The organism is Paramicrobacterium fandaimingii, assembly GCF_011751745.2.
Classification (GTDB): domain Bacteria; phylum Actinomycetota; class Actinomycetes; order Actinomycetales; family Microbacteriaceae; genus Paramicrobacterium; species Paramicrobacterium fandaimingii.
Map to the genome: position 1 here is coordinate 943225 of NZ_CP061170.1, position 12605 is coordinate 955829.

Sequence of the window (12605 nt, forward strand, 5' to 3'; positions counted from 1 at the left end):
GTAAAAGGGAGTACGATGGGGTCTATGGGTGGGAGGCGTTCCTATAGTTCGTATAACGACGGGTGCGCGGCTGCTCACGCGCTTGATCTCATCGGTGAACGATGGACATTGATCGTGGTGCGCGAGCTTCTTCTCGGGCCCAAGAGGTTCATCGAGCTTCAGAACGACATTCTCGGGATCAGTCCGGCCGTGCTCTCGCGTCGTCTGCGTGACCTCGAGGCGCGCGGAATCCTGACACGTCACGCGCTGCCAGCGCCAGCCAAAGTCGATGTCTACGAGCTCACTGACTGGGGGCATCAGCTGGAGTCGGTCAATACGGCGCTGTCGATGTGGGCCGTCGCGTCGCCGACGCTTCCCTGGGATGCCGACATGAGCCCCGACACTCTGGTTCTCGCGATGCGCGCGCACGCCCGAGGCGACGCGACTCTCGCTTCGCCGGTGCGGGTCAACCTGTATTTGTCTGACTCGCGGGTCGACGAAGCCGAACCTGTCGCGTACTCGGCAGAGGTCACTCAACACGGCGCAACTGTCGAGAAGGCGCCCACTCCGGGCCCGGCCGACGCGGACGTGTACGCCACGACGGCCGGTTGGAAGGCCTGCATCCTGGGAGGGGCAAACTTTCGCGACGTGCCGAGCATCAGTGTCGTCGATAGCGCATTCGCCGTCGACGCCCTCGTGAGGGCGACCAATCTGAACGGGCGTGCTGAAGACGCCTGATGCGCTACAGCGTCATCGCCGCACAACGTCGCGCAACTGCAGATTCGCAGAATCGTCGAACTGGTGGGATGTGAGGAGTCACAGCTTGGGCCGGTTCTGCCGCTTCTTCGGGCTCTGCCTCGTCGGACTTCGGCTCGGTCGCCGTGTCGGCTTCCGTCTCGGCGGCAGCATCCTCGCTTATTGCCGACGACGTGTTGTCGATGCTTGTGCCGTTCAGCGAGCCTGTCACAGACGAGATCGGGCTTGAAACAACTCAGATTGGCATGCCGCTGGAGTATACGTCTCGATGAGCTTCGGGCATTGTCAGCGGTCCAAGGAAGAATGATGCTATGAACGCGATTGAACTGTACGAATCAGCGTCAGGCGAAATTATTCTTGAAGTGCGCGCAGGCGACGATACTGTCTGGCTGACCCGCCAGCAGATGGCAGCCCTATTTGGACGCGACGTGAAGACCATTGGTAAACACATCGCAAACGCGCGGAACGAGGAGCTATCGAAGATGTCAGGTGTCGCAAAATTTGCGACACCTGCTTCAGACGGCAAGTCCTACGAAACCGAGCACTACAATCTCGATGCCGTTCTTTCAGTCGGCTATCGGGTTAAGTCATCAGAGGGTGTTCATTTTCGTCGTTGGGCCACCGACGTCTTGCGCCGGTACGTCGAGCTGGGGCAGGTCGTCACGAGAGCTGATGGTGGCGCTGATTATCAAGATGCTCGAAACCGCGTAGCATCCGAAACCTATGTGCACGGGGCTGTGCGGGTGAGCGCTGCTGTCAACTGAGCAGCTCGACCTCGAGGGACTGATGGCGCCCGGCAAATGCGCGGTCAAGGGTCACAACTGAGAGGCCGCGAGCCTGAGCGAATGCGGCCAGGTAGTCGTCCGTCCACAGCTTGTGGCTTGTGTCGCCCCGGGCGGAAAGGGTCCGCCATACAGATTCGAGGTTCGTAGGTTCCTCGAGGTGTATCACTCGTTCGTCAGCGCGAAGGCGATCGAGGACTGACCAGCTGTCGGCTCGCGTAAGGGTGTCCTCGCGCATGATGCTCGGATTCGACAGCAATCGGAGAAAGCCCATCTCGGTGACTCGACAGAAGACGAGTTCGGAGTCCTGCTGATCAAACCACGACTGCACGGTTGGATGTGCGATATGGCGGCCCCAGGCGGCCGCGAGCCACACGCCGACATCCAGAAGTTTCACTTGGCGTACTGTTCGTCGTCAGATGCCAGGGCCGCTGCGATATCGTCCGATGTGACGTTCACCGTTGGTGTCGCCCCCGCGGCGACAAGCGGCAGAGTCACTCGCGTATGTGTGTTCGTGCTGCCAGCGATTTCGCGGGAGATCGCGCGCGTCAGCACAACCTTGAGCGTCTCGCCTCGCTGTGCCGCTCTCACCTTGAGAGCGCGAAGCAGATCATCGGGGAGATCAACCGTTGTGCGCATAAAAACATATTAGCATTAGCGACGAGAGCCAGCGGTACTCGTATTCTGGACGGCCCGGCATTCCGCGGCGAGGTGGCGTGGCCGCCTGCTTCATCTCGACAAGGTATTCGAGACGGCGCCGCGTAGTGACACGAGACAGATCGTGGCGGTCGCTGAGCTTCGTCGCCGAGAGCGCCAAGCTTCGCGCTGCGGTCCATGGGCAAAGCGGGAGAACCCGTCCTCAACGGCATCCATCAAATTCAGGCTGTTGTCTTCAAGCTCATGATGATGATCATGTGGGCGGCTCCGATCGGGGTCGCTGGACTCCGAACCGCGGGGCGACTACCGTGCAGGGTCGAAGGAGATCACCCCGGGAAAGCGCGAGAACCCGCGATCCGCCGTGGCGATCTTGGCGCCATGCACGACGGCAGCGGCCGCGATCAACGCATCGGGAACCATGTTTCCCTTGATCTTGTCATCGTCATCGACGAAGGAGCTCAAGGCGTTCCACATCTCTGGCGAGCTGCGAAGCCAGCGGGCGGAATGAGAATTCACGAGAGCCGTCACAAATGACAGCGCGACAGGTGTCGGTGCGGGGTGCGTGAAGACGCGCGGGTGAGTGACGATTCTCACGAATCCTGAAAGCACCGGGTCGAAGAGCGCAATATCTTCGGGGTCGTTCACGGCGCGCTCGAGCCATTGTGCGTATTCGCTGTGGCGAGGTGACTCCTCGTCGAACGCGTAGATGAGAACGTTAACGTCGGGCAAGATCATCGAACGTCATCCAAGACATCCCACACGGCATCCTTGTCATCGATGTCGACTCGGTATCCGCCACTATTCCAGGTGGGAAGCGCGCAGCGATGCTGTGGCGAACGATCCGTCTCGAGGTGCCGCCGCAGCGATTCTTCGACGATGCTGGTAACGGTGCGGTGCTCTTCGGAAGCACGCTTCTTGAGCTCTGTCATGAGCGCATCGGGCAGGTTCATCGTCGTCTTCATATTGCTAAGCATACCCGCGGATATGGTTATATGGTTACGGATCGTAAGTGAGCTCCTCAAGCGCGGCGAGTGCCCGGATGCGAAGCGGGCAGTCAGATGCCGTTAGGCGAGGTCGTGGTTACGCAGGGCCTGACCCATGCGCGTGATCGCGTCGCGCATGATGGGGCGCGGGGTCGCGAAGATAAAGCGGGCACTGCCCACCCCGGCTGCACCGCAGCCGCGGCCGTCTGTGACGCCGACACCGGCATTCTCAGCGAAGAACGCGCCGGGGTTCTCGATGCCGAGAGCCGTGAAGTCGAGCCACCCGACATACGTTCCCTCCGGGTGGCTCATGGTGACGCCGGGCAGATGCTCGGAAACGAGATCGAGCAATTCGGCACGGTTGCCGTCGAGGTAGTCAACAACATCGGTGAGCCACGGTTCGCCCTCGGTGTAGGCCGCGATCGTCGCTGCCGCGCCCATCGTGGAGGCGCCGTGTGAGATCCAGTCTGCGTCGTCGAAGCGCTCCCGATCTTCGTCGCCAGCCACAATGAGCTGCGCGCACTTGAGACCGGGGAGGTTCCACCCCTTTGCAGCGGACGTTGCCGTGACCGTGTGCTGCGCTGCAGCATCCGTCACCGTTGCATACGACACGTGCTTGGCGCCCGGAAGCGTGAGCGGTGCCCAGATCTCGTCGGCGAAGACGTGCCCGCCCACCTCATCGACGACGGCGCTCACCGCCGCCAGCTCATCGGCGGTGAAGACCCGGCCGAGCGGATTGAACGGCTGGCAGAGCAGAAGAATCTCGCCGCCGGCGGCGAACGCGGTCCGCAGCGCATCGATGTCGAAGCGCCAGGTGCCGGCGTCGTCGATCATGGGCACCTCGATGACGTCGCGGCCGATGCGCGGCGGAACGAAGAGGAAGGGCATGTATGACGGCGTCGGCACGATCACTTTGCCGCCGGAACTCGTGAGTCGCGTGAGCGTCAGCTCGAGAGCGCGCAGCACGTCGGGAACGGCAATCACGTGGTCAGGCGAGACCGGGTAGCCGCGGGACGCGAGAGTGGCGGCGGTCGCCTGCTGCACGTCGCGCAGCATCGACGCCGGGAGGTAGCCGAAGACCTGAGCGTCGACCGAGTCGCGCAGCGCCGACTGGATGGGCGCGGCCACCCCGAAGTCCATTTCGGCGATGAACGCGCCGATGTCGATGCCGGGAGCGACCCACTTGGTTGCGCCCGATGCCCGCAGATCGTTGATGGTCAGTGCATCGATGCGTTCGGCGAATGTCACAGCGGCCTCCGGTACTACTTGAAAATGATGGTGCGTGCGCCGTCGAGGAGCACGCGTTTCTCGGCGAACCATTTCACGGCCTGCGTGAGTGTGCGGCTCTCTTCGTCTTGTCCGATCGCGACGAGCTGCTGCGGCGACTGCGCATGGTCGACGCGCACGACGTTCTGTTCGATGATCGGCCCCTCGTCGAGATCGCTCGTCACGAAGTGCGCCGTTGCTCCGATGAGCTTCACGCCCCGCGCATGCGCCTGCTTGTACGGATTGGCGCCTTTGAAGCCGGGCAGGAACGAATGGTGGATGTTGATGGCGCGACCTTCGAGAGCGGCGCACAGCTCGGGCGAGATGATCTGCATGTAGCGCGCGAGAACGATGAGCTCGATGTCGAGCTCATCGACAGCATCCAGTACTCGCTTCTCGAACGCCGCCTTCGACGCTGTGTCGACGATGGGCAGCGATTCGAACGGCACGCCGTAGAACTCGGCGAGGGAGCCCAGGTTGGGGTGGTTCGCGAGAATGAGCGGAATCTCGATGGGCAGCTGATCGGCCCTCTGGCGAAACAGCAGATCGTTGACGCAGTGGCCCGCCTTCGTGGCGAGAATGAGGGTGCGCACAGGGCGCCCCACGTTGTCGAGGTTCCACGTCATGCCGAACTTCTCGGCAACAGGCTCAAGCGCCGCCTCGAAGTCGTCGCGCGAGGCCGACGACTGCACCTGAAGCCGCATGAAGAAGCGATCGGTGTCGACGCTCGCGAACTGCTGGCTCTCGGTGATGTTGCCGTGGGCTGCGACGATCGCGCCGCTGACGTCGTGCACGATGCCGGGCTTGTCGGCGCACACGAATGTGAGAACCCAGTGGTTGGGCGAATCGTCGGTCAGCGAACCAGAGGCATTTGTCACCTCACAAGACTAACCAGTCGCGCTCGTGGAATGGGTGAGCGACTGATCAGCGAACTGTCACGTCTCCACCAGATCGTCGCGCTCCGCACGCGTGAGGAACTCGCGCACGGTGTCGCGACTCTTCGACAGTGAGGAGATTCGGCACTCGAGGGCACTGAGCTCGTCGGCAAGCAGCTGGGCAAGCTCGGCGGAACAGCTGACGCGGGCATCCGATACGCACGCTGCCTGTGTCTCGAGCACCACCTTCGCTAATCGCGTTGTGAGACCTGACTGTACGAGGCCGCGAATCTGACGTGCGCGGCCGACGTCGTCTTCGGAGTACGAGCGGTAGCCGTTCTCTGAACGCACCGGGGTGATGAGTTCTTGCTGCTCGTAATAGCGCAGCATGCGGGTGGGGATACCGGTGCGCTCGGAGAGCTCGCCGATTTTCACAGTGCCTCCATTTCTGATTGAGTCTCCATGCTTGACATTGACATTAGTGTCAGAGTTTACGCTCGGGGCATGTCAGAAACAACAGCCGCGAAAACAGCCGAGTTACCTGTCGCGAGACCGTCCTCATCAACCGGGGGTTTCCCCTTCGCCGCGACCGGCATTCTGTCGCTCGTGCTCGCCGTCACGGTGACGGCCGAATCGTTGCCCGCAGCCATCATGCCGCAGATGGCCGCATCTCTCGGCGCCGACAATCTTCAGATCGGTTTGCTTCTCTCGGCCTGGGCACTCACGGTGATCGTGGCCAGCATTCCGCTTGCGCGCCTCACGCGCAACGTTGACAGACGTCTCGTGGTCGCCGGGTCGCTCGCTGTGTTCGCCGTCGGAAGCGCCGTCACGGCCATCGCGCCGACATATGAGATCGCCCTGCTCTCTCGCATTGTCACGGCTGCCGCGCACGGTCTGTTGTGGTCAGTCGTGATCGTGTACGCCACGGCGATCCTTGACCCCCGACACCTCGGGCGCGGACTCGCTATTGTCACAGGCGGCGTCACTGTCGCTCTCGCGCTTGGGCTTCCGCTCGGCGCAGCTCTCGCCCTCGCCGGAGATTGGCGTACCGCATTCGTCGGCGTCGCTGTGATTGTCGCTGCACTCGCGCTGGTGGTCGTGAGGTTTCTGCCGCGCGTGGTTCCCGAAGCATCCGCCCCCGCACGTGACACGCAGGGGGTCAAAGTACGCGTGGCGAGAGACGCGACGCGTGCTCCGGTCGTCGCCCTGCTCGCCGCCGCGCTGATCTTCGCGTTCGGGCACTTCGCGCTCTTCTCGTACATCACGCCGTACCTGGCCAACGCGGCGGACTTCGATGGGGCGTGGACCGGACCGATGCTTGCGCTCTTTGGCGCCGCAGGCTTCCTCGGCATCATTGTGAGCGGCCTGACTGTCGACCGATGGCCGACGATCGCGCTTCCCGCCACGTTCGCGGGAATGGCGTTTGCCGTGGCGGCACTGGCCCTCGCGCCCAGTGTTCCGTGGCTTGTGGTTGCCGGTGTTTTCGTGTGGGGCGTTGCCATGGGAGCGATGTCGCCTCTCGTGCAGACCGCCGTGATGCGCACCGCATCGCCGCGGCTGCGCGCTACCGCAAGCGCGGCCCTTGTCGTCTCGTTCAACGGAGGTATCGCCGCAGGGTCTTGGCTCGGGGGAGTGATCGAGAGCTCAGCGGGAGCGACGACGAATGCCGGTGTCGCGGCGGTGACATCGGCAGCATCCGTTGTTCTCATTCTTCTCGCGCAAAAGCTGGCCGCGCGCGTACGCTCACGGGCGTGACCGAAACGCGAGCGGGCGCTGCGCAGCTCATGCCACGCAGCGCCCGCTTTGCTGAGAACTCACTCGTCGTCTTTTTCCTCCGGATGCCGCATCAGGTGAACGATCGAGACGACCATGCCGCCCCACACCGTCAGAATCGCGACGCACATCATGATGATTGCTGAAGCGTTCATGACTTGTCCTTTCGTCTGCGAGGCGATCTCTTCATCGTCGGCTCGGTCTCTTCGTGTGCATTGGCAGCGGCGAACTCGCCCGTCTCAGTGTCGTGTCGTGCCATCTCGGCCGCATCGATCTCAGGGTCGAGAATTGGCGGATCAACGGGTTCGCCATCGATATCGGGATCGTGCAGTGCCGACTTCGACGACCAGGGCAGCTTCGACAGCAGATAGGCGACCACGATGAGCGCGATGGCCATTCCCCAACCGAAGACACCGACGAACCACGTGGGCATGTCGCCGTAGCCTTCGGCAATGCGGGTCTGAAGCGAGTCGATCAGAATGTAGCCGAGGATGATCGGCGTGATGCCACCGACGAACATCATCCACGTGCGCCCCATCTTCACAGACGATGTCTTGTTGAGGTGATCCCGCAGCTTTGGCAGCGCGGTGAACCCCGCCGTGAGGAAGATCACCACGACAAGGGCGACGGCGACGATGCCGAAGCTGTTGACGAACGCATCAGTGACATCGAGAAGGTTGAGCCCCGTCGTCGTGGGGAACAGCAGAATCGAAATGATCGCCATCGGAATGCCGACGCCGAGCGTCGCGCCCACACGTGAAAGCCCGAGCTTGTCTTTGACAGACGAGATCACGACTTCGAGGATGCTGACCATCGACGTGAAGCCGGCGAAAACCAGCGACGCGAAGAACAGTACGCCGAGAAGAGCACCAGCAGGAGCCTGCGAGATGATCGCGGGGAACCCGATGAATGCAAGTCCGATTCCGGATGTTGCCACTTCATCGACAGCCTGGCCATTCTGAACGGCGATGAAACCGAGCGCGGCGAAGACGCCAATGCCCGCAAGAATCTCGAACCCGCTGTTTGTGAAGCCGACGACGAAACCGCTGCCGGTGAGGTCGGTCTTCTTCTTGAGATACGACGAGTAGGTCAGCATGATGCCGAACGCGACGGAGAGAGAGAAGAAGATCTGTCCGTATGCGGCAATCCAGACGCCGCTGTCGGCCATCCGACTCCAGTCCGGAGTGAACAGCGCCTCAAGTCCGGTGAGAGCGCCAGGAAGGAAGAGCGACTGCACGACGAGAATGATGAACATCACGAACAGCAGCGGAATGAAGATCATCGCCGATCGGGCGATGCCCTTCTGAACCCCGAACGCGAGAATGGCGATCGCCGCGACCCAGACGAGCACGAGAGGAATCAGCACGCCGGGCACGAAGGAGAACTGCACGTTCACCTCATCGGACACGTGCAGAAACTCGCCCATGAGGAAGCCGGCCGGGTCGTCTCCCCACGCTTTCGTGACCGAGAACCAGGTGTAGCAGGCCGCCCACGCGATGATCACGGCGTAGTACACGGCGATGACGAAGCAGATGGCCACCTGCCACCAGCCGAACATCTCCGCTTTCTTGTGAAGTCTGCGGAACGCCATTGGCGGGGAGCCACGGAACTTGTGCCCGATCGCGTAGTCGAGAAACAGCAGCGGGATTCCCGCCGTGACGAGCGCGATCAGGTAGGGCACGATGAACGCGCCACCGCCGTTGTCATACGCGACGTACGGGAACCGCCAGATATTGCCCAAACCGACGGCGGATCCGATCGCCGCGAAGATGAAGGCATTGCGGCCTGAGAAGGTCTCTCGGGTCCGCAGACCCAGGCCTGAAGATTGAGCTTTCACTTTCCACCTCGTTGTTCGAGTGATGCAGTGTCACCATAATGCCGTGATTCTCGGCGAAATCACAGCATTCGACGTTCGAATGCCGAAAATTGTCGGCGATCGGCCCGTGTCGTAGAATATTTGACGGTTCACGTTTCCCGTCGAGCCCTGGGCGCGCACATCGGCGCGAAGTCGAACTCAGGGGCACAAGCATCCCCGAGTGAACGCCGTTGTTGGATTCTTCCGATGACCACCTCTCCGATTCCCATTGCTCCGCGCTCCGCGAGCATCCACACCGATCACCGGCCGTTCCCGTGGCTCGGGCTCATCTTGCTCTCCGCCGGCGTCTTCCTCGCGATCACCAGCGAAGTCACGCCGACGGGTCTCCTGCCCGAGATGAGCTCGGCGCTGAGCGTCACCGAGGCGCAGATCGGTCTGCTCGTCTCGATCTTCGCCTTCACCGTCGTCATCACGAGCGCACCGCTGACCGCACTCACCGTTCGTCTGCCGCGCAAGTCGCTCATCGTCGCCGTGCTCGTCGTGCTCGGACTCGCCAACTTGGCAACGGGTCTTGCTCCCACCTACGCGCTCGTCATCGTCGCCCGCATCGTGGGCGGACTCGCGCACGGCCTCTTCTGGTCGCTCGTTCCGGCGTATGCGGCACGCCTCGTCTCGCGCGAGAACCTCAGCCGCGCGGTGTCGCTGACGCTCGCGGGCGGCACTCTCGCCCTGGTTCTCGGCGTCCCTCTCTCGACCGCGCTCGGGCAGGCTGTCGGCTGGCGCTGGGCATTCGTCGCCATTTCCATCGGCCTGATCCTCGGCGCGTTCGCCGTGCTGATCTGGCTTGCGCCCGTGTCGCGCGACGTGCAGTCGAAACAGGATGCTGGCGCGCCACGTCGCCGCGATTCCACCGTGATGCCGGTGCTCGTGATCTGCATCACCGTTGCCATCATCATGATCGGCAACTACGCGTTTTACACCTACGTCACGCCGTTCCTCATCGGACCGGTCGGTGTGCCGTCGTCGTTCATCAGCATCGCGCTCTTCGTGTACGGCGGCGCCGGCGCGATCGGCCTCGTGCTCACCGGCACCGTCTTCGCACGTCGCACGCGGCTCGGCCTCGTGATCGGGCTCGCCGTCGTCGCGGCATCCGTTCTTGCCCTTGCCTTCACCATCGGGGGATTCTGGGGCTCGATGGTGGCGCTCGCCCTGTGGGGCCTGTCATTCGGCATGGTGCCTCCGCTGCTTCAGACGCGGATGCTGCAGACGGCGAGCGAGCGTTTTCGCGACGCTGCGAGCGCGATCTACACGACGGCGTTCAACGTGGGCATCAGCGGGGGAGCGTTCCTCGGTGCGATGCTGCTGCCGTGGCTCGGGGTGCAGGCGCTGCCGCTGGTCAACGTGGCGCTCACGCTGGTGGGCCTCGTCATTGTGCTGGCGGTGGTGCTGCGCGGCCGCCGCCGTGATCGCTCAAGCTGACCCCATATCTCATCGGTCACAATTGGTGCCTAAGCGGTGCCATACCCACCATCTTTGACCGACGAACATCAGACCGTCAGGACGCTTCTGGTGGCCCGTGCAGCCAACGGGTCAGCTTGACAGTGATGCTGGTGTCGCCATCCGGGACACCGTAACTGACAGTGAGCGTCGTCTTGTTCCAATTCTCGATGCTCACGGGAACGAACAGTCCCTCTTCACCAAATGTGACTTGGCCTTCAGCGTCGACCAGACCGGTGAATTCATAACCGCCGATTGCAACTGTGAGGGTCGTGTCAACGGGACCCTCGACTTTCATGGAACTAATCTCCAGGCACGCCCTCAGCAGGCTGTCGTCGAATTCGCACTCTTCATCTTCGGCCCAGCCGACGGTGAAGCTTATGTCGCTAATCGGAGGCAGCGGTTCGCCGTCGGACTCAGCTTGCGTCACCCTCACGGGATCTGACGGAGCCGAGGTGCGGCCATTGAGGGTCGCCGTGACCGTGACCGTGTAGTCACCTGGCTCCAAGCCGTCCATGGTCAGCGTCCACTTTCCGTCACCATCGGCCTCCGTTGTGAACGACCCGGGGAATGAACTCGGTTCGGCTGCAGCAGCGGGGGAGACGAGACTCGCCGGAATTGCGCTCGGGGAAGCGAGTGACGTCGATGCCGAGCTCAGCGACGGTGTTGCCGCCCCTGCCGACGCCGTCGACGCCGTTCCCGCAGGCTCAGCGGTGGCGGTGATCGTGCTTCCCGGCTCCGCCTTCCCCGAGATCACCGGATCTGACGTGCCATCGCTCGGCTCGACCCAGATATCGGTCGGCGCCGCGGGCGGAGCATCCGGCACGATCGTCTCGTTGTCGACATCGTTCGGCGGACCGCTCTCGTCCGAGTCGCCTGCGGGGGGATCGTCCGCGGGGGGCTCATCCGCGGGCGGATCGTCGGCCGGCGGTTCCTCCGCAGGCGGTTCCTCCGCGGGTGGGTCATCCGCGGGAGGAACGACCGGAGAGTAATCCTCCGCCGGAGGGCCCTCCGAGGGCGGTGCATCCTCTGTCGCATCGTCGTTCGGTGCGGCATCCTCGTCTGGGTCATCGATCGCCGGCGGCTGGGATGCTGCCTGAGGCGGCGACGTCGGGTTTGACTCGTTGCCGGGCAAGAGAGCCGGAATGAAGATGACGGCCGCAGCAACCGCCGCTGCCAGCACACCGGCGATAACGGTGCCGCCCACAGCGATAGCCCCTCCAGAGAGCCCGGATGCCGAGGAGCCCGCCCCCGGGCCGGCGCTGCCGCTCCCGCCACCCGCGCTGCCGCTCCCCGCAGCAGCTCCGGCGCCGACCGCTGCCGGAGCACCGACACCCGCGGCAACGCCGGCCGGCATCGCCATGACCGCCGCGGTCTGCCCTGACTGCAGCCAGGCCAGATAAGCGCTGGCCCCCGTCGCGCCGATTGTCAGAGGCAGAAGCACAAGAGCGATGCGCGAGCCGACGGCCTTCGCCTCGGCGACGACGATTGTGCACTTGGCACACTCGTCGAGATGGTTGTCGAACCGCACAGCGTCGCGCTTTCCCAACGCGGAGCGCGCGTAGGAGCCCATGCGTTCGAGGGTCCACCGGCACTCAGAGCCCTCGGCAGCTGAGTTGATGTGCGCCTGAATCCACGCCTGACGCAGTCCTTCGCGCGCCCGATAGGTCAGAGCGGCGACGCCGTTCGCCTTCATGCCGAGCAAGGGGCCGATCTCGGCTGGCGTCATCTGCTCGACCTCGGAGTACCAGAGCACTTCCTGCCACCGGGTCGGCAGGCTGCGGTACGCCGTCGCCGTCAGTCCCCGGTCGAGTGCCGCCTCGGTCGCCGCTTCGCTCGTCGACGGATCCTCAAACGCCTCAAGGGTGTCCAGCGATGTCTCACGTTTCTTGCGACCCCACTCCGCTGCCGTATTGCGCAGCGTCGTGAAGAGGTAGGGGCGAAACGCGCCTTTCGGCCCGCCGCCCTTGCGCACCGCCGTGAAGACGCGAACGAACGCCTCTTGCACGAGGTCGTCATGGTCGAGGCTCGAGGTGATCGATCGGGCAACCGTCAGTGCCGCAGCCGAATGCCGAAACCACAGCTCCGCATATGCCGACTCATCTCCATCGCGTGTGCGCGTAAGCAGAGTCGCGTCAGACGCGTCGCTTTGCGTGGCGCGAGGCATGGGATCGGTTACTCCAGGATCGGTTGCGAATAATGGCTGGCAGTTAAGAGACGT

Annotated in this window: 15 protein-coding genes and 1 pseudogene; 6 read left to right on the top strand and 10 right to left on the bottom strand. The window is 63.3% G+C overall.

Going from position 1 to position 12605, the window contains the following annotated elements; translation table 11 throughout:
• Positions 1–24: 24 nt before the first annotated feature.
• The 3 genes from HCR84_RS04565 to rhuM all read left to right on the top strand — a co-directional run bounded on the left by HCR84_RS04565 (position 25) and on the right by rhuM (position 1499).
• Positions 25–717 (top strand): winged helix-turn-helix transcriptional regulator, encoded by a 693-nt coding sequence (locus tag HCR84_RS04565; protein WP_166984055.1) that lies wholly within the window; start codon positions 25–27, stop codon positions 715–717.
• Positions 718–860: 143 nt separating this feature from the next.
• Positions 861–1007, top strand: a complete 147-nt coding sequence (locus HCR84_RS04570) for a hypothetical protein (RefSeq protein WP_166984054.1) — start codon at positions 861–863, stop codon at positions 1005–1007.
• A gap of 39 nt (positions 1008–1046) precedes the next feature.
• Positions 1047–1499: a RhuM family protein gene (gene rhuM, locus HCR84_RS04575; RefSeq protein ID WP_166984053.1), complete on the top strand. Its 453-nt coding sequence runs from the start codon at positions 1047–1049 to the stop codon at positions 1497–1499.
• On the opposite strand, the gene HCR84_RS04580 is transcribed toward rhuM, so the two are convergent.
• Positions 1492–1914, bottom strand: coding sequence for a TA system VapC family ribonuclease toxin (locus HCR84_RS04580; RefSeq protein WP_166984052.1), 423 nt, complete (start codon positions 1912–1914; stop codon positions 1492–1494). The two genes, rhuM and HCR84_RS04580, sit on opposite strands and share 8 nt — an antisense overlap.
• Complete coding sequence (locus HCR84_RS04585) at positions 1911–2156, bottom strand: hypothetical protein (protein ID WP_166984051.1); 246 nt, start codon at positions 2154–2156, stop codon at positions 1911–1913. Before HCR84_RS04585 ends, HCR84_RS04580 begins: the two co-directional genes overlap by 4 nt.
• A gap of 195 nt (positions 2157–2351) precedes the next feature.
• On the opposite strand from HCR84_RS04585, the pseudogene HCR84_RS17860 reads away from it, so the two are divergent.
• Positions 2352–2402: pseudogene (locus HCR84_RS17860) on the top strand (hypothetical protein); the annotation flags it as partial.
• 75 nt (positions 2403–2477) lie between these two features.
• On the opposite strand, the gene HCR84_RS04595 reads toward HCR84_RS17860, so the two are convergent.
• The 5 genes from HCR84_RS04595 to HCR84_RS04615 all read right to left on the bottom strand — a co-directional run bounded on the left by HCR84_RS04595 (position 2478) and on the right by HCR84_RS04615 (position 5733).
• Positions 2478–2909, bottom strand: a complete 432-nt coding sequence (locus tag HCR84_RS04595; RefSeq protein ID WP_166984050.1) for a TA system VapC family ribonuclease toxin — start codon at positions 2907–2909, stop codon at positions 2478–2480.
• On the bottom strand, positions 2906–3136 hold the full coding sequence (locus HCR84_RS04600; RefSeq protein WP_166984049.1) for a CopG family transcriptional regulator: 231 nt from the start codon (positions 3134–3136) through the stop codon (positions 2906–2908). The genes HCR84_RS04595 and HCR84_RS04600 overlap by 4 nt, the downstream gene beginning before the upstream one ends.
• A gap of 102 nt (positions 3137–3238) precedes the next feature.
• On the bottom strand, positions 3239–4405 hold the full coding sequence (locus HCR84_RS04605) for a MalY/PatB family protein (RefSeq protein ID WP_244972566.1): 1167 nt from the start codon (positions 4403–4405) through the stop codon (positions 3239–3241).
• Positions 4406–4419: 14 nt separating this feature from the next.
• Positions 4420–5280 (bottom strand): formyltetrahydrofolate deformylase, encoded by an 861-nt coding sequence (gene purU / locus HCR84_RS04610; RefSeq protein ID WP_166984165.1) that lies wholly within the window; start codon positions 5278–5280, stop codon positions 4420–4422.
• 78 nt (positions 5281–5358) lie between these two features.
• Positions 5359–5733 (bottom strand): MerR family transcriptional regulator, encoded by a 375-nt coding sequence (locus HCR84_RS04615; protein ID WP_166984047.1) that lies wholly within the window; start codon positions 5731–5733, stop codon positions 5359–5361.
• A 69-nt stretch (positions 5734–5802) separates the two neighbouring features.
• On the opposite strand from HCR84_RS04615, the gene HCR84_RS04620 reads away from it, so the two are divergent.
• A complete protein-coding gene (locus HCR84_RS04620) occupies positions 5803–7053 on the top strand; it encodes an MFS transporter (RefSeq protein ID WP_166984046.1) in 1251 nt (416 codons plus the stop codon).
• Between the two features lie 59 nt (positions 7054–7112).
• On the opposite strand, the gene HCR84_RS04625 is transcribed toward HCR84_RS04620, so the two are convergent.
• Entirely contained in the window at positions 7113–7226 is a 114-nt protein-coding gene (locus HCR84_RS04625; protein WP_166984045.1) for a methionine/alanine import family NSS transporter small subunit, read from the bottom strand.
• Complete coding sequence (locus tag HCR84_RS04630) at positions 7223–8908, bottom strand: sodium-dependent transporter (protein ID WP_195706690.1); 1686 nt, start codon at positions 8906–8908, stop codon at positions 7223–7225. Before HCR84_RS04630 ends, HCR84_RS04625 begins: the two co-directional genes overlap by 4 nt.
• A gap of 225 nt (positions 8909–9133) precedes the next feature.
• On the opposite strand from HCR84_RS04630, the gene HCR84_RS04635 reads away from it, so the two are divergent.
• Positions 9134–10366: an MFS transporter gene (locus HCR84_RS04635; RefSeq protein WP_166984044.1), complete on the top strand. Its 1233-nt coding sequence runs from the start codon at positions 9134–9136 to the stop codon at positions 10364–10366.
• Between the two features lie 76 nt (positions 10367–10442).
• On the opposite strand, the gene HCR84_RS04640 is transcribed toward HCR84_RS04635, so the two are convergent.
• Positions 10443–12551 carry a sigma-70 family RNA polymerase sigma factor gene (locus HCR84_RS04640; RefSeq protein WP_166984043.1) on the bottom strand — a complete coding sequence of 703 codons (2109 nt, stop codon included), beginning with the start codon at positions 12549–12551 and terminating at the stop codon, positions 10443–10445.
• Positions 12552–12605: the final 54 nt, after the last annotated feature.